16 protein-coding genes are annotated in these 15342 nt (G+C 71.7%); 9 read left to right on the top strand and 7 right to left on the bottom strand.

Annotated elements, in window-relative coordinates:
* Nucleotides 1–272: 272 nt before the first annotated feature.
* On the bottom strand, nt 273–932 hold the full coding sequence (rnt, locus tag C7456_RS12415) for a ribonuclease T (protein WP_109724085.1): 660 nt from the start codon (nt 930–932) through the stop codon (nt 273–275).
* A gap of 174 nt (nt 933–1106) precedes the next feature.
* Here rnt and C7456_RS12420 point away from each other — a divergent pair, with 174 nt between their 5' ends.
* A complete protein-coding gene (locus tag C7456_RS12420) occupies nt 1107–2393 on the top strand; it encodes a porin (protein WP_109724086.1) in 1287 nt (428 codons plus the stop codon).
* A 214-nt stretch (nt 2394–2607) separates the two neighbouring features.
* On the opposite strand, the gene nth is transcribed toward C7456_RS12420, so the two are convergent.
* The 4 genes from nth to C7456_RS12440 form a co-directional block, all read right to left on the bottom strand.
* Nucleotides 2608–3246, bottom strand: a complete 639-nt coding sequence (gene nth / locus C7456_RS12425; protein WP_109724087.1) for an endonuclease III — start codon at nt 3244–3246, stop codon at nt 2608–2610.
* Nucleotides 3243–3851, bottom strand: coding sequence for an RnfABCDGE type electron transport complex subunit B (locus C7456_RS12430; protein WP_109724088.1), 609 nt, complete (start codon nt 3849–3851; stop codon nt 3243–3245). Before C7456_RS12430 ends, nth begins: the two co-directional genes overlap by 4 nt.
* A gap of 142 nt (nt 3852–3993) precedes the next feature.
* On the bottom strand, nt 3994–6105 hold the full coding sequence (gene metG, locus C7456_RS12435; protein WP_109724089.1) for a methionine--tRNA ligase: 2112 nt from the start codon (nt 6103–6105) through the stop codon (nt 3994–3996).
* Nucleotides 6106–6235: 130 nt separating this feature from the next.
* Nucleotides 6236–6682 carry a DUF2147 domain-containing protein gene (locus C7456_RS12440; protein WP_109724090.1) on the bottom strand — a complete coding sequence of 149 codons (447 nt, stop codon included), beginning with the start codon at nt 6680–6682 and terminating at the stop codon, nt 6236–6238.
* Nucleotides 6683–6848: 166 nt separating this feature from the next.
* On the opposite strand from C7456_RS12440, the gene apbC reads away from it, so the two are divergent.
* From apbC to C7456_RS12460, 4 genes are all read left to right on the top strand, one after another.
* Nucleotides 6849–7943 (top strand): iron-sulfur cluster carrier protein ApbC, encoded by a 1095-nt coding sequence (apbC, locus tag C7456_RS12445; protein ID WP_109724091.1) that lies wholly within the window; start codon nt 6849–6851, stop codon nt 7941–7943.
* Nucleotides 7940–8548, top strand: a complete 609-nt coding sequence (locus C7456_RS12450; RefSeq protein WP_109724092.1) for an NADPH-dependent FMN reductase — start codon at nt 7940–7942, stop codon at nt 8546–8548. Before apbC ends, C7456_RS12450 begins: the two co-directional genes overlap by 4 nt.
* A 516-nt stretch (nt 8549–9064) precedes the next feature.
* Nucleotides 9065–9634: a dCTP deaminase gene (gene dcd / locus C7456_RS12455; protein ID WP_109724093.1), complete on the top strand. Its 570-nt coding sequence runs from the start codon at nt 9065–9067 to the stop codon at nt 9632–9634.
* Between the two features lie 106 nt (nt 9635–9740).
* Nucleotides 9741–10235, top strand: coding sequence for a hypothetical protein (locus C7456_RS12460; protein ID WP_109724094.1), 495 nt, complete (start codon nt 9741–9743; stop codon nt 10233–10235).
* A gap of 59 nt (nt 10236–10294) precedes the next feature.
* Here the strand turns inward: C7456_RS12460 and C7456_RS12465 are convergent, their stop codons facing one another.
* Nucleotides 10295–10711 (bottom strand): HIT domain-containing protein, encoded by a 417-nt coding sequence (locus C7456_RS12465; protein ID WP_109724095.1) that lies wholly within the window; start codon nt 10709–10711, stop codon nt 10295–10297.
* On the bottom strand, nt 10708–11379 hold the full coding sequence (locus tag C7456_RS12470; protein ID WP_109724096.1) for a dienelactone hydrolase family protein: 672 nt from the start codon (nt 11377–11379) through the stop codon (nt 10708–10710). Before C7456_RS12470 ends, C7456_RS12465 begins: the two co-directional genes overlap by 4 nt.
* Before the next feature lie 111 nt (nt 11380–11490).
* On the opposite strand from C7456_RS12470, the gene rimO reads away from it, so the two are divergent.
* The 4 genes from rimO to C7456_RS12490 all read left to right on the top strand — a co-directional run bounded on the left by rimO (nt 11491) and on the right by C7456_RS12490 (nt 15339).
* The gene (gene rimO / locus C7456_RS12475; RefSeq protein WP_109724097.1) at nt 11491–12858 is read left to right on the top strand and encodes a 30S ribosomal protein S12 methylthiotransferase RimO; all 1368 of its coding nucleotides are present in this window, start codon (nt 11491–11493) and stop codon (nt 12856–12858) included.
* 8 nt (nt 12859–12866) lie between these two features.
* A complete protein-coding gene (locus C7456_RS12480) occupies nt 12867–13676 on the top strand; it encodes a DUF3025 domain-containing protein (RefSeq protein ID WP_109724098.1) in 810 nt (269 codons plus the stop codon).
* 81 nt (nt 13677–13757) lie between these two features.
* Nucleotides 13758–14759 carry a phosphate/phosphite/phosphonate ABC transporter substrate-binding protein gene (gene phnD, locus C7456_RS12485; RefSeq protein ID WP_109724099.1) on the top strand — a complete coding sequence of 334 codons (1002 nt, stop codon included), beginning with the start codon at nt 13758–13760 and terminating at the stop codon, nt 14757–14759.
* A 70-nt stretch (nt 14760–14829) separates the two neighbouring features.
* Nucleotides 14830–15339 carry a hypothetical protein gene (locus C7456_RS12490; RefSeq protein ID WP_109724100.1) on the top strand — a complete coding sequence of 170 codons (510 nt, stop codon included), beginning with the start codon at nt 14830–14832 and terminating at the stop codon, nt 15337–15339.
* Nucleotides 15340–15342 lie beyond the last annotated feature (3 nt).

A 15342-nucleotide genomic window follows, 5' to 3' on the forward strand; every position in this document is an offset into this window, starting at 1 on the left:
GCTGGCAAGGCAAGGTGTGGCCGTGCAGGCTCTTTCCTTTCCCCGGGCTCATCCAGGCCGTTTCTTTCGGTTCCTTTTCTTTGGGCCAGCAAAGCAAGGGAACTCGCTGGCCGGCAGGCGACCGAAACCCGCCGCAGGCGACCCAGCCGCGGGAGCGCTCAGCACCGGCTACGAATACATAAAGGAAAGAAACGACACTCCTGCCGACAAAGCAGTCGACCAAGAGCGCCACCGAGGCCGGAGGCCACCGCTTCCAAGCGCCACCGGCGAAATCAGAGCACCCCCACCCCGATCTGCTCCCGCTCGAAAGTCTCCAACTGGCGCCAACGGTTGACGATGGCGCAGAACAGCTCGGCGGTGCGCTCGGCATCGTAGACCGCCGAGTGCGCCGAGTTGCCGTCGAAATCGCGGCCCGCCGCCATCACCGCCTTGCTCAGCACGGTCTGGCCGTAGGCCAGGCCGCCCAGGGTGACGGTGTCGAAGCAGCTGAAGGGATGGAACGGGTTGCGCTTGTGCCCGCAGCGGCGCACCGCGGCGTTGAGGAAGCCCAGGTCGAAGGCCGCGTTGTGGCCGACCAGGATGGCGCGCTGGCAGCCGGTCTCGCGCACCGCCTGGCGCACCGGCGCGAACACGTGGTCCAGCGCCTGCCGCTCGGGCAGGGCGCCGCGCAGCGGGTTGTCCGGGTCGATGCCGGTGACCTCCAGCGAGCGCGGGTCGATGTTGGCGCCGGGAAACGGCTCCACGTGCGTGGACACCGCCGGGTGCGGGTGGAGCAGGCCCTCGCCGTCCATGCCGATCGGCACCACCGCGATCTCCAGCAGGGCGTCGCGCTCGGCGTCGAAGCCGCCGGTCTCCACGTCCACCACTACCGGCAGGAAGCCGCGGAAACGCTCGCAAAGGCGCGCGGACAGGCTGTTCTTCAGGTTCTCCATCGCCGAAGCATATCAGCCGCCCCGCCGGGCCGTGAGCGGCGCGCTGTCTTCGTTCTGTCATGCAAACGGCATCCAACCGTAAAGGCGCCACCGCATCCTGCCGCCGTGCTTGGCCGGCCAACGCGATCGAAGGGGGCGGTCCAGGTGGTTCCTTCCTACATGCGGAGATATTCCATGCGTTCCAAGTTGCTCGCGGTAGCCGTCGCTGCCGGTTTGGGCGTGGTCAGCCTGCACGTCTCGGCCGATCCGGCGCAGGCGTCCAAGAAGTCCCACAAGACCGCCGCCCCGGCCGCGTCGCAGACCACCCAGAATGCCGAGATCGAGGCGCTGAAGGCCCAGCTCGAGGCGCTGCAGGCCAAGGTGGCCGAGCTGGAGTCGCGCACGGACGCGCAGTCCGACATCAACGTCAGCACCGGCCAGGCCGTGGAGCAGGTGCAGAAGGCGCAGGCCGCGTCCGACAAGAAGGTGGCGGCGATCGACAAGATCACCAACAACACCACGCTGTCCGGCACGATGTTCTTCGACCTGAGCAACATCGACCAGAAGAACAGCGACACCGGCAAGACCGCCACCAGCGGCACGGGCTTCGACGTGAAGCGCTTCTACCTGGGCGTCACGCACAAGTTCAACGACATCTGGTCGGCCAACCTGACCACCGACTTCCAGTACAGCAGCGCCGTCGGCGCCACCGAGCTGTTCGTGAAGAAGGCCTACGTGCAGGGCAAGTTCGACGACGCCTTCATCCTGCGCCTGGGCTCCTACGACATGCCGTGGATCCCGTTCGTGGAGAGCTACTACGGCTACCGCTACGTCGACAACACCCTCACCGACCGCCTGAAGTACGGCAACTCGGCCGACTGGGGCGTCAACGTGGGCGGCGACCTGGCCGGCAAGGTGCTCAACTACTCGGTGTCGGCGGTGAACGGCGCCGGCTACAAGAACCCGAGCCGCTCCAAGGGCGTGGACTTCGAGGGCCGCGTGGGCTTCGTGCCGTTCGACGGCTTCGTCGTCGCGCTGGGCGGCTACAGCGGCCACCGCGGCCAGGAAACCGAGACCGTCGACGCGCAGCATACCGCGCAGCGCGGCGACATCATGGTGGCCTACGCCGACAAGAACTTCCGCCTGGGCGGCGAGTACTTCACCGCGAAGAACTGGAACCAGGTGCTGGCCGTGCCGGCCGACAAGGCCGACGGCTACTCGATCTGGGGCAGCGTGGCGCTCAACGACGTGTGGAGCCTGTTCGCCCGCTACGACAACGCCAAGCTGAGCAAGGACCTGGATTCGGACAAGAAGGACGTCTACTACAACGCCGGCATCGAGTACCAGGTGACCAAGGGCTTCCGCCTGGCCGGCGTGTACAAGCACGAGAAGGCCGACGCGACGGTCGCCACCCCGGTCCCGGCGCACGTGCAGAACGTGAAGACCAACGAGGTCGGCGTGTACGGCGAGGTGAAGTTCTGATCGACGGCCCGCGCTCCCTCCCGCGGGGAGGGAGCGCGGCGGGCGCGCCCGCCGGGCGGGCCACGGAGCCGTCTTCCCGTTGTAGCCCCATGGTCATCGCCGCGAGGCATGCTGTGCGGGCATGGGACGTGGACATCGGAAGGGAGTTCGGCCCATGGACGGAGAAACGGCGGGCGCATGCCCGCCGTTTGCTTTTCCCCCGCGCGCAGGCCGTTCACGCCGCCGGGGTCTTGTCCTTGTAGCGGCACAGGTCGCGGATCACGCAGCGCGGGCAGTCCGGCTTGCGCGCCTTGCACACGTAGCGGCCGTGCAGGATCAGCCAGTGGTGCGCGTCGTGCCGGAACTCGGCCGGCACCACCTTCTCCAGCCGCTGCTCCACCGCGCGCACGTCCTTGCCGGGAGCCAGCCCGGTGCGGTTGCAGACGCGGAAGATGTGCGTGTCCACCGCGATGGTCGGTTCGCCGAAGGCGGTGTTGAGCACCACGTTGGCGGTCTTGCGGCCCACTCCGGGCAGCGCCTCCAGCGCCTCGCGCGTGCGCGGCACCTCGCCGCCGTAGCGCTCGATCAGGATGCGGCTGAGCGCGACCACGTTCTTCGCCTTGGCGTTGTACAGGCCGATGGTGGCGATGTACTTCTTGAGCCCCTCCTCGCCGAGCTCCAGGATCGCCCCCGGCGTGTTCGCCACCGGGAAGAGCTTGCGCGTGGCCTTGTTCACGCCCACGTCGGTGGCCTGCGCGGACAGCACCACCGCCACCAGCAGCTCGAACGGCGTGCGGTATTCCAGCTCGGTGGTGGGATGCGGGTTCAGCTCGCGCAGGCGGGTGAACAGCTCGACGACCTCGGCGTGCTTCACTTGGCGACTCCCGGCTGCCTCGCGCGGGCGCGCGCAAGCGCGGCCAGCACGGGGTTGGCCGGCGCGGCGGCATCGTCCAGCGCGGCCTTGCGCGCGGCCAGTTCCGCCGCGCGCTCGGCACGCTCGCGCGCCAGGCGCGCCTCGCGGCGGCGGAAGTGCGCGCGCGCCGCGTCGGCGTGCGCCTGGTCGAGCTGCGCGGCGGGCATCGGCTCCAGCGCGATGCAGTCCACCGGACAGGCCGGCACGCACAGCTCGCAGCCGGTGCACTGGTCGGCGATCACCGTGTGCATCAGCTTGGCCGCGCCGACGATGGCGTCCACCGGGCAGACCTGGATGCACTTGGTGCAGCCGATGCAGTCGGCCTCGACGATGCGCGCCAGCATGCGCGGCTTCTCCACGCCGCGCGCGGGATCGAGCGGCAGCGCCGGACGCCCCAGCAGCGCCGCCAGCCTGGCGATGCCGGCCGCGCCGCCGGGCGGGCAGCGGTTGATCTCCGCCTCGCCGGCGGCGATGGCCTCCGCGTAAGGGCGGCAGCCGTGGTAGCCGCACCGCTCGCACTGCGTCTGCGGCAGCAGGGCGTCGATGCGGTCGGCGAGCGGGAGCATGGGAGCGAGGAGTGAGTAGTTGGTGGTGAGTAGTGAGGGCGCGAAGATCGGTGCCGGCGCGGCGTGCGGGGTGCGACGGAGTGCGCAGGGCGGGGGCGACGCCGCACGGGCTTGCGCCCTCGCTACTCGTCCCTCCCACTCCCTACCGCACCGTGGCGCCCGGCCTCGCGCCCGGGTCGGCGTCGAGCAGGAACAGGTCGCTGCCGCCTTCGCCGGCGGACAGGATCATGCCCTCGGACACGCCGAAGCGCATCTTGCGCGGCGCCAGGTTGGCGACGAACACCACGTTGCGGCCGACCAGCCTGTCCGGCTCGCCGTAGGCGGCGCGGATGCCGGAGAAGATCTGCCGCTTGCCCAGCGGGCCGGCGTCCAGCTCGAAGCGCAGCAGCTTGTCCGAGCCGTCCACGAACTCGCAGGCCAGCACCTTGCCGACGCGCAGGTCGAGCTTGGCGAAATCGTCGATGCCGATCGTGGCAGGCGTGGCGGCGGCAGCGGGCGTGGCGGCGTCGGTCATGGGTTTGCGGTTCTCCTTGCTGGGTTTGTTCTTGGGGTCGGCGTTCGCATCGGCCGCGGCGGGCGGCGCGCCGAGCGATTCCTTCGAGGCCTCGATCATCGCCTCGATGCGCCCGGGGTCGACGCGGCCGAGCAGCGGCTCGAAGGCGGCGATGGCGTGGCCGTGCAGCTCGGCGCAGGCGTCGTCGAAGTCGGCGACCGGCGCGTCGAGGAAGGCCTCCGCGGCGGCCACGGTGGCCGGCAGCACCGGCTTGAGCAGGCCCGAGAGCAGGCGGAAGGCGGCGATGGCGAAGGAGCACACCTCGTGCAGCTCGGCGCGGCGCGACTCGTCCTTGGCCAGCGCCCACGGCGCCCTGGCGGCGATGTGGCCGTTGACCAGGTCGGCCATCGTGACGAAGCGGCGGGCGACCTCGGCGAAGTCGCCGTCGGCGTAGAGCTGCGGCACGTCGCCGTAGTGCTCCAGCAGGCGCTGCCACAGCGCGTGCTCCTCGGCGCCGAAGCCGCCGGCGAGGCGGCCGCCGAAGAACTTGTGCACGAAGCCGGCGGTGCGGCTGGCGATGTTCACCCACTTGCCGACCAGGTGCGAGTTGACGCGCTCCTCGAAGGCCTTGAGGTCCAGGTCCACGTCCACCGGCGCGTCGCTCAGCATGGTGGCGAAGTAGTAGCGCAGGAACTCGGGATGGAGCCCGGCGTCGAGGTAGGTGCGCGCCTGGATGAAGGTGCCGCGCGACTTGGACATCTTCGCGCCGTTCACCGTCAGGTAGCCGTTGACGTGCAGCGCGGTGGGCACGCGCAGGTCCGCGCCGTGCAGCATCGCCGGCCAGAACAGGCCGTGGAAGTTGATGATGTCCTTGCCGATGAAGTGGTGCAGCTCGGCGTCGCTGCCCGGCGCGAGGTAGTCGTCGAACGAGGCGCCGGTGCGCTCGCACAGCGCCTTGAAGCTGGCCAGGTAGCCCACCGGCGCGTCCAGCCACACGTAGAAGAACTTGCCCGGCGCGTCGGGGATCGGGAAGCCGAAGTAGGGCTCGTCGCGCGAGATGTCCCAGTCCTTCAGGCCGCCGTCCAGCCACTCGCGCAGCTTGGCCACCACGCCGGGGTTGGCCACCGGGCGGCCCTGGGTGTAGCGGCCGTCGAACCAGTCGCGCAGCAGCGCCTCGAACTTCGACAGCTGGAAGAAGTAGTGCTCCGAGTCGCGCAGCACCGGGGTGGCGCCGGACACCACCGAGTACGGCTCGATCAGCTCGGTGGGCGAATAGGTGGCGCCGCAGTGCTCGCAGTTGTCGCCGTACTGGTCGGGCGTGCCGCAGTTGGGGCAGGTGCCCTTGATGTAGCGGTCCGGCAGGAACATCTCCTTCTGCGGATCGTACAGCTGCTGGATGGTGCGCTTGGCGATGTAGCCGCCGTCGCGCAGCCGCGCGTAGATCAGCGTGGCCAGCTCGCGGTTCTCCGCCGAGTGGGTGGTGTGGTACTGGTCGAAGGCCACGCCGAAGGCGGCGAAGTCGGCCTCGTGGCCCCGGCGGATGCCCTCGATGAAGGCCTGCGGGCTCATGCCGGCCTTCTCGGCGGCCAGCATGATCGGCGTGCCGTGGGCGTCGTCGGCGCAGACGTAGGCCACCGTGCGGCCCGCCATCCGCTGCGCGCGCACCCAGATGTCGGCCTGGATGTAGCCGAGCAGGTGGCCCAGGTGCAGCGGGCCGTTGGCGTAGGGCAGGGCGTTGGTGACGAGCAGTCGGCGACTCATGGCGGGCCGTTGGCGGAAAACGGCTGGAGATTATGGCATGCCGCCCTGGCCGGAGCCCGCGCGTGCGCGCCGCGCAAACGAAAAGCGCGCCCGCGGGCGCGCTGGATCGTCGGCCGCCGGAGCGCGCGGCTCAGTCCTGGCGTTCCCACACCTGGCTGCGGCCGAGCAGCGCGAAGCCGATGTAGCCGTGCACGTCGAGCTTGGCGCCGCCGTCGACCAGGCTGAGCTTCACCTTGTAGGTCTTGCCGTTGTGGGGGTCGAGGATCTGCCCGCCGTCCCACACGTCGCCGTCCTTCTTCACGCCCCACATGATCACCATGCCCTCGACCGGCTGGTCCTTGCGCGCACCCTCGCACTTCTTGCAGACGGGATGCGGGCCCTCGTCGGACTGCAGCACCTGCAGCACCTTGGCCTGCAGCTCGCCGTTCTGCTCGTAGATCTGCACGATCGACTTGGGCTTGCCGGTGGCGTCGTCGATGGTCTTCCAGGTGCCCACCGGGCTGTCGCTGGCGGCATGGGCCAGCATGCTGGAGAGGAACAGGCCGGCGACGGCGGCCAGTTGGAAAACGCGCTTCATCGAACCTCCTCCCATACGAACAGGTATGGTCGGAGCGTGGCCGGGCTCCCCGGTGGCGTCAAGCTGCAATGCGCCATGCGCCATGCGCCGGGGCGCCATGATCCAGGGCAGACGGCGGCCCGCGGGGCGCTGGCATAATGCGATACCCCACCCGATGCCACCCTCCATGACACAGGCGAACGAAGCCCTGGTCCGCCGGCTGCTCGGCGACCTCATCGACCCCCACACCGGCGCGCCGCTGGCCGAGGCGATCCGCGCGGTCGGCGTGGACGGCGCGCGCGTGTCGGTGGACCTGCTGCTCGGCTACCCGGCCGCGGGCGCGGCCGGGGCGCTGGCCGCGCAGGCGCGCGCCGCGCTGGAAGCCGACCCGGCGGTCGAGTCCGCCGCGGTCTCGGTCGCCAGCCGCATCCAGCCGCACAAGGTGCAGGGCACGCTGGCGCCGCTGCCGAACGTGAAGAACATCATCGCGGTCGCCTCCGGCAAGGGCGGCGTGGGCAAGTCCACCGTGGCGGCCAACCTGGCGCTGGCGCTGGCCGCCGAGGGCGCGAAGGTGGGCGTGCTGGACGCGGACATCTACGGCCCCAGCCAGCCGCGCATGCTCGGCATCGCCGGCAAGCCGGAGTCGCCGGACGGCAAGAGCATCACGCCGATGGCCGCGCACGGCGTGCAGGCGATGTCGATCGGCTTCCTGGTGGACGAGGAGACGCCGATGATCTGGCGCGGCCCGATGGTCACCCAGGCGATGATGCAGCTGCTCAACGACACCCGCTGGGACATGCTCGACTACCTGGTGGTGGACCTGCCGCCGGGCACCGGCGACATCCAGCTCACCCTGGCGCAGAAGGTGCCGGTGGCCGGCGCGGTGATCGTCACCACGCCGCAGGACATCGCCCTGCTGGACGCGCGCAAGGCGCTGAAGATGTTCGAGAAGGTCGATGTGCCGGTGCTGGGCGTGGTGGAGAACATGGCCACCCACGTGTGCTCGCGGTGCGGCCACGAGGAACACATCTTCGGCGAGGGCGGCGGCGCGCGCATGGCCGCGCAGTACGGCGTGGCCTGCCTGGGCTCGCTGCCGCTGGACATCCGCATCCGCGAGCAGGCCGACGGCGGCACGCCCACGGTGGCGGCGATGCCGGAGTCGGACCTCGCCGCGCGCTACCGCGAGATCGCGCGCAACGCCGCGGGGCGGCTGTCGCGCCAGCCGCGCAACAAGTCGCTGGGGCTGGGCAAGATCGTGGTGCAGGGAAAGCCCGCCGCGTGAGCGCGACGCGGCGCGTGCTGTGCCTGTGCGGCAGCCTGCGCCGGGTCTCGTCCAACCGCGCCGCGCTGGAGGCCGCGCAACGGCTGGCGCGCCCCGGGGACGCGCCGTCGCTCCGGCGGGAGCCGCAGGCCGGCGGCCCCGGCCCGGCCGCGCGCGGGGCGCGGCCCGCGCTGGAGCTGCATCTCTACGACGGCCTTGCCGCGCTGCCGCCGTTCAATCCCGACGACGAGCACGACCCGCTGCCCGCGCCGGTGCTGGCGCTGCGCGAGGCGGTGGGGCGTGCCGACGCCCTGCTGGTCGCCTGTCCCGAGTACGCCCACGGCGTGCCCGGCGCCTTCAAGAACCTGCTGGACTGGCTGGTGGGCAGCCTGGAATTCCCCGGCAAGCCGGTGCTGCTGCTGGATACCTCGGCGCGCGGCGCGCACCACGGGCAGGCGGCGCTGGCGGAGATCCTGCGCACGATGTCGGCCACCCTGCTGGGCGCGCGGCCGTTCCCGGTGGCCTTGCCCGGCGCGGGCTGCACGGCGGAGCAGGTGCTGGCCAGCGCGGAGCGCCGCGCCGAGCTGCGGGCGGCGCTGGACCGCCTGGCCGAAGGGCTGGCCTGAGCCGCCGCGCGCCCGCGCGGGGCGCCAGGCCCACGCCTTCCTCGCCGCCAGCGTCACCCGCAGCGTCAGCGCCAGCAGCGGCGGCAGCGACCACGGCAGCATCGCCGCGCCGGCATGCTTGAGCAGCGCGCCGCCCGCCGCGCCGCCGGCGATGGCCAGGTTCCGGCCGACCACCACCAGCGACTGCGCCAGGTCCTGCTGCTCGCCGGACGGCAGGCTCCGGCAGGTCAACGGGGAGCCTCCAAGGGCGTGCCGCGCATGCCGGCCGGGCTGGTCCACCACGACTGCCTGCGCTACCGCTATCCCGCCGGCGGCGGGATGGAGCCCTGGCCGCTGCCGCCGGAGCTGAAGGCTCCCGTCAGCATGATCTGCAACGACATGGACGCCCGCGTGTGCGCGGCGCGCCGGCCGCCCGCGCGCCCGCCCGACTGGCGGCTCCCTGGCCGATCCGCTATTTTTCCGCGACTTCCGCTCCGCGCCGCCGCCGGACGGACCACCGACGCAACGGGAGCCCGAGTGAGCATCAAGTCCGACAAGTGGATCCGCCGCATGGCCGAGGGCCACGGCATGATCGAGCCGTTCGAGCCGGGCCAGGTGAAGCAGGACGCCGGCGGCCAGCGCATCGTCAGCTACGGCACCTCCAGCTACGGCTACGACGTGCGCTGCTCGCGCGAGTTCAAGGTGTTCACCAACATCAACTCCACCATCGTCGACCCCAAGCGCTTCGACTCCAAGAGCTTCGTCGACGTGGAGAGCGACGTGTGCATCATCCCGCCCAACAGCTTCGCGCTGGCGCGCACGGTGGAGTACTTCCGCATCCCGCGCAACGTGCTGGTGGTGTGCCTGGGCAAGAGCACCTACGCGCGCTGCGGCATCATCGTCAACGTCACGCCGCTGGAGCCGGAGTGGGAGGGCCACGTGACGCTGGAGTTCTCCAACACCACGCCGCTGCCGGCGCGCATCTACGCCAACGAGGGCGTGGCGCAGATGCTGTTCTTCGAGTCCGACGAGGTGTGCGAGACCAGCTACCGGGACCGCGGCGGCAAGTACCAGGGCCAGCGCGGCGTGACGCTGCCGCGCACCTGATCCGTCGCGTTGCCTGAACGACGCGCGCGCGCGGCGCGGCCACGGCCCCCGGCGGCGCTAGACTCTCGAATCCAGACCGTTTGCCGTTTCGCAGGAGATCCCGAGCATGACCCGTTTCCACCCGCTGCTCCGCCATGCCCTCGCGGCGCTCATGCTGGCCGGCCTGCTGGCGCTGGCCGGCTGCCACCGCGGCGCGACCAAGGACGAATACGTCACCCCGCAGGGCCAGCAGCAGTTCGACGCCACCATCCAGGCCTACAAGAGCGGCCAGTTCCTGGTCGACGGCGCGGTGCTGTCGGCGCTGGACACCGGCAGCCACTTCGCCTACCTGAAGGACACCGGCCACCTGCCCAAGACCGTGCTGCTCACGCCCAGCGACGATTCGAAGATCCGCAAGCAGCACCTGCAGTTCATGGCGCGCATGCAGCTGGACTACGGCTTCATCGTCTACTACGACGACGGCGGCACGCTGAAGAAGATCAACCCGGTGGAGACCAAGGCGCGCGACCTCGAGGACTACCACGCGCCGGCCAAGATGAACGACGAGATGAAGGGCAAGGATGCGAGCGGCGGCTACGAGCCGCCCGAACAGCAGCACTGAAGAGGTCTTTGCCCTCGCATGGCCGAACGCCCGCGGCGCGCGCCGCGGGCGTTCGCGTTTCAGTCCGCCAGGGCGGCGCGCAGGCGCCCGACCAGCGTTTCCCGGTCGGGGCGCGCGTAGGCTTCCGCCGCACCGCTGCCCCACACCGGCCCCGGCCACGCGGCGTCGCCCTCGCGGCGCGCCACCACGTGCACGTGCAGCTGCCGCACGATGTTGCCGAGCGCGCCGAGGTTGAGCTTGTCGCACGGGGCGGCGGCGCGCAGCGCGACGGCGGCCCGGTTCACCTCGCGCCACAGTTCGGCCTGGTCCGCCTCGGCCAGGTCGGCGATCTCCACCGCGCCGGGGCGGCGCGGCACCAGCACCAGCCAGGGGAAGCGCGCGTCGTCCATCAGCCGCAGCTCGCACAGCGGCAGCGCGGCGACCGCCACGGTGTCGGCCTCCAGCCGGGGATCGAGGGCGAAGCCGGGCGCGCTCATGCGCCGGCCAGGTGCTGGTCGAAGAACGCCAGCGTGCGCCGCCAGGCCAGCTCCGCGCTGGCCGCGTCGTAGACGTGCGGGTCGGCGTCGCGGTTGAAGGCGTGGCCGGTCGGGTAGGTGAACACGTCCATCTGCGGCAGCTTCTGGCGGTGCTGCTCGACCGCCTCCGGCGGGATGCCCGGATCCTTCTCGCCGAAGTGGAACATCACCGGCGCCTTCGGCGTCTCGTCGAGGAAGGGCAGGTTGCGCGCGCCGTAGTAGCTCACCGAGGGCAGCCCGAGCCGCAGCGCGGCGAGCAGCGCCACGGTGCCGCCCCAGCAGTAGCCGACCGTGCCGATCCGCCCGGCCGAGGCGATCGCCTCGGCGGCGCTGCCGACGTCGGCCACCGCGCGCTCCAGCCCCAGCTCGCCGACCAGCTCGCGGCCGCGCGCCATGCCGGCCTGGTCGTAGGGCAGCTCCACGCCGGTTTCCAGATGGTCGAAGAAGGCCGGCGCGATGGCGGCGTAACCCGCCGCGGCGAAGCGGTCGGCCACGTCGCGGATGTGCGCGGTGACGCCGAAGATCTCCTGGATCACCACGATGCCGCCCCTGGGCTTGCCGGCGGGCTGCGCGAGGTAGGCGCCGATGCACTGGGTGCCCGCGGTGGGAACGTTGATCTGCTGGCCCATGCGATCTCCTCCACGAGGGTTGCCGGAAGCCGCCGAGTCTAGCGGGCCGGCCGCGCGGCCGGCGCTGGCGTATAATCGCCTGTTTTCCGCACGCTTACGGTAGCGCAGGCCATGTCGCAGGCTTCCCAGAAAATCGGCTTCGTGAGCCTTGGCTGTCCCAAGGCGCTGGTCGATTCCGAACGCATCCTCACCCAGCTCAAGGTCGAGGGCTACGAGATCGTGCCCAGCTACCAGGCGGCCGACGCGGTGGTGGTGAACACCTGCGGTTTCATCGACGCGGCGGTGCAGGAGTCGCTGGACGCGATCGGCGAGGCGCTGCACGAGAACGGCAAGGTGATCGTCACCGGCTGCCTGGGCAAGCGCGCGGAGCTGATCCGCGAGGCCTACCCGGACGTGCTCTCGATCAGCGGCCCGCAGGACTACGCCAGCGTGATGAGCGCGGTGCACGAGGCGCTGCCGCCGAAGCGCGACAGGTTCCTGGACATCGGTCCGCTTGGGCGTCCCGACGCCCAGGCCGACGGTTCGGTCGGGGTCAAGCTCACCCCGAAGCACTACGCCTACCTGAAGATCTCCGAGGGCTGCAACCACCGCTGCAGCTTCTGCATCATCCCGTCGATGCGCGGCGACCTGGTCTCGCGCCCGGTGGACGAGGTGCTGGCCGAGGCCGAGAAGCTGGTCAAGGGCGGCGTGAAGGAGCTGCTGGTGATCTCGCAGGACACCAGCGCCTACGGCGTGGACCTGAAGTACGCCGAGCGCGCCTGGCGCGGCAGGGCCTACCGCACGCGCATGACCGGGCTGTGCGAGGGCCTGGCGGAGCTGGGCGCGTGGGTGCGCCTGCACTACGTCTACCCGTACCCGCACGTGGACGAGGTGATGCCGCTGATGGCGGAAGGGAAGATCCTTCCCTACCTGGACATCCCGTTCCAGCACGCCAGCCCGCGCATCCTGAAGCTGATGAAGCGGCCCGGCAACATCGAGCGGACGCTCGAGCGCATCCGCGGCTGGCGCAGGGCGGTACCGGAGCTGACCCTGCGCAGCACCTTCATCGTCGGCTTCCCCGGCGAGACCGACGCCGAGTTCGAGGAACTGCTGGACTTCCTGCGCGAGGCCGAGCTGGACCGCGTCGGCGCGTTCGCCTACTCGCCGGTGGAGGGCGCCAAGGCCAACGAGCTGCCCGGCGCCGTGTCCGAGGAGCTGAAGGAGGACCGCCTGGAGCAGTTCATGGCGGTGCAGGCGGAGATCTCCGCCGCCAAGCTCGCGCGCAAGGTCGGCCGCACGATCCGCGTGCTGGTGGACGAGGCCGGCGCCGACGGCGCGGTGGCGCGCTCCTCCGCCGACGCGCCGGAGATCGACGGCGTGGTGCGCATCGCCGACGGCCAGGGCCTGAAGCCCGGCCAGTTCGTCGAGGTGACGGTCGAGGCGGCCGACGAGCACGACCTGCGCGCGCGGCTGGCCCATCCCGTGCTCAAGGTGGTCTGAGGCGCGCCGTGCGCTACGTCGCGCCGGCGCGCGGCACGGTCGATCCCGGCGTGTTCGGCCGCCCGCCGCTGGCGGACTGGCGCGACTGCGCCGACCTGCTCGAAGGGCCGGACTGGCCGGCGGTCGCGGCGCTCGACGCGCGCCTGCCGCCCGGCGCGGGCGTGCGCCTCGCCGCGCAGACGCGCGAGCTGCTCGCCGACGGCCTGCACTACGAGCAGCGCATCGCCGAGCGCGGCGTGGTCGCCACCCGCGAGGCGAACTGGCACGACCTGTTCAACGCGCTGGTCTGGCTGCGCCAGCCCGCGCTCAAGCGGGCGCTCAACGCGCGGCAGGCGGCCGAGGTCGCCCGCATGGGGCCGAAGCGGCGCTCGCGGCCGCAGTGCGCGCTGACCCATTTCGACGAGGCGGGCGTGGTCGTCGCGCTGCGCGATCCGGCGCTGCTGGCGCCGTGGGACGCGCACGACTGGCACGGCCTGTTCTGGCGCCACCGGGCGGCCTGGCGCGAGGGCGCGCTGCAGGTGGCGGTGGCCGGTCATGCCCTGCTGGAGCACGCGCTGACGCCGGGCAGGCTGCTGGTCGGCAAGGCGCTGGCCTGCGTATTGCCGGACGCCGCGCCGCTGCAGGACGCCGTCGCGGCATGCGCGGCCGCCATCGCCGCGGGCCGGCTGCTGCGCGATCCGCAGGAGCTGCGCCCGCTGCCGCTGTCGGGCATCCCGGGCTGGCACCCGGCCACGGCGGACGAGGACTTCTACCGCACCGCGCCGTGCTTCCGCCCGCTGCGGCCGGGGCGGCGCTATCCGGCGCCGCTGCGCGCCTGAGCCGCGCGATTTGCCCGGGAAGCGCGAAGCGGCTATACCTCGCCGGAGCGGGGCGACCGGGGAAGGCGGATGCGAAGCGGCATGCGGCGATGGCGCGGTGTCCTCCTGCGGGGCCTCGCGTGCGCTCTCGCGCTGGCCTGGCCGGCGCTGGCGCCCGCGCGGGCGGACGCGCCGGTCCGCTTCGGCATCCTGCCGATCGGCAGCGCCGCCGAGTCGCGGGCGCAGTGGCGCCCGCTGCTGGACGACCTCGCGCGGGAGCTGGGCCGGCCGGTCACGATGATCTCGGTGGCCAGCTACGCCGGCCTGTCCGACGCGATCGGGCGGCAGCGCGTGGACGTGGCCTTCCTGTCCGGGCGCCTGGCGGTCGAGGCGGTCAGCCGCCAGCGCATGACGGTGGTGGCGCAGTTCGTGCGCAGCGACGGCGCGCGCGGCAACCACGCGCTGCTGATCGTGCGCGACGACGGGCCGGTCCGTGGCCTGGACGACCTGCTGGCGCATCCGGGGCGCTGGCGCTACGGCCGCGGCGAGCCGCTGTCGGTGACCGGCTACATCGCCCCCGAGGCGGAGGTGTTCGCCCCGCGCGGGCTGAACTCCGACACCTTCTTCGCCAGCGTGAAGGTGGACAACCACCAGAACAACGCGCTGGCCGTGGCCAACGGCGAGATCGACGTCGCCGCCGGCAACAACCCGGACCTGGACCTGTTCCGCCGCCACTTCCCGCACGAGGCGGCGCACCTGAAGAGCATCTGGGCATCCTCGCCGATCCCCTGCGGCGTGCTGGTGGTGCGCGACGGGCTGGACGGAGCGCTGCGCGAGCGGCTGGCCGCCTTCCTGCGCGGGTACGGCCACGCGCCGGGCGCGGCCGGCGCGCGCGAGCGGCGCAACCTGGCGCGCATCCCCGACCTGGCCGAGTTCGCGCCGGCCGGCAACGACGCGCTGCGCCCGTTCGTGGACCTGCAGTACGCGCTGCTGCGCGAGCAGGCCGCGCACGGCCACTGGGTCAGCGAGGAGGCGCGGGCGGCGCGGCTGGCCCAGGTGGAGCTGGAGCACCAGCGCAGCCTGCGCGCGCTGCTCGGCCGCTGAACGGCGTGCATCGCGCAGTTACGTATGCGGTGCTAGGCTCGGTCGTTCCTTCCACATGCCGAGGTGTCCCATGCCGTCCTTGTCCCTGCGCAGCCGCTGGCTGCATGCCGCCTTCCTGCTGGCGATCGCCGCGTCGCTGCCGCTCGGCGCGAAGGCGCAGGCCGCGCCGGGCCTGCCCGAGGCCGACAAGCAGGCGATCCAGCACTACACGCTCAACGAGGACGTGTTCAACCGCCTCGTGGCGACCACCAAGGAGGCGCAGGCCGCGGGCATCCACCCGCAGCAGTCCGGCGACCCCTCGCAGATCCACTCGCTGGACGACCTGGCCAACCAGGCGGTCGGCAGCGACAAGCGCATCGCGCCGCTGATCGCCAAGCACGGCTTCACCCCGCGCGAGTTCCTGCTGGCCAACATCGCGCTGATGAACGCCGGGCTGGTGGTGCAGTCCAAGAGCCAGCCGGAGCTGGCGAAGATGATCGACCAGAGCAAGGTCAACAGCGCCAACGTGGCCTTCTACGAATCGCACCGCGCGCAGATCGAGGCGCTGATGCAGTCGGCCCGGGCGCAGCAGGCGCAGTGAGCC

Origin of the sequence: Fulvimonas soli, from assembly GCF_003148905.1 — a bacterium.
Classification (GTDB): domain Bacteria; phylum Pseudomonadota; class Gammaproteobacteria; order Xanthomonadales; family Rhodanobacteraceae; genus Fulvimonas; species Fulvimonas soli.

What these genes read in the sequence shown, in the direction of transcription:
- rnt (WP_109724085.1), bottom strand. Translation starts at nt 932, where the DNA reads ATGGAGAACCTGAAGAACAGCCTGTCCGCGCGCCTTTGCGAGCGTTTC.
- C7456_RS12420 (WP_109724086.1), top strand. Translation starts at nt 1,107, where the DNA reads ATGCGTTCCAAGTTGCTCGCGGTAGCCGTCGCTGCCGGTTTGGGCGTG.
- C7456_RS12430 (WP_109724088.1), bottom strand. Translation starts at nt 3,851, where the DNA reads ATGCTCCCGCTCGCCGACCGCATCGACGCCCTGCTGCCGCAGACGCAG.
- metG (WP_109724089.1), bottom strand. Translation starts at nt 6,105, where the DNA reads ATGAGTCGCCGACTGCTCGTCACCAACGCCCTGCCCTACGCCAACGGC.
- C7456_RS12440 (WP_109724090.1), bottom strand. Translation starts at nt 6,682, where the DNA reads ATGAAGCGCGTTTTCCAACTGGCCGCCGTCGCCGGCCTGTTCCTCTCC.
- apbC (WP_109724091.1), top strand. Translation starts at nt 6,849, where the DNA reads ATGACACAGGCGAACGAAGCCCTGGTCCGCCGGCTGCTCGGCGACCTC.
- C7456_RS12460 (WP_109724094.1), top strand. Translation starts at nt 9,741, where the DNA reads ATGACCCGTTTCCACCCGCTGCTCCGCCATGCCCTCGCGGCGCTCATG.
- C7456_RS12465 (WP_109724095.1), bottom strand. Translation starts at nt 10,711, where the DNA reads ATGAGCGCGCCCGGCTTCGCCCTCGATCCCCGGCTGGAGGCCGACACC.
- C7456_RS12470 (WP_109724096.1), bottom strand. Translation starts at nt 11,379, where the DNA reads ATGGGCCAGCAGATCAACGTTCCCACCGCGGGCACCCAGTGCATCGGC.
- rimO (WP_109724097.1), top strand. Translation starts at nt 11,491, where the DNA reads ATGTCGCAGGCTTCCCAGAAAATCGGCTTCGTGAGCCTTGGCTGTCCC.
- phnD (WP_109724099.1), top strand. Translation starts at nt 13,758, where the DNA reads ATGCGGCGATGGCGCGGTGTCCTCCTGCGGGGCCTCGCGTGCGCTCTC.
- C7456_RS12490 (WP_109724100.1), top strand. Translation starts at nt 14,830, where the DNA reads ATGCCGTCCTTGTCCCTGCGCAGCCGCTGGCTGCATGCCGCCTTCCTG.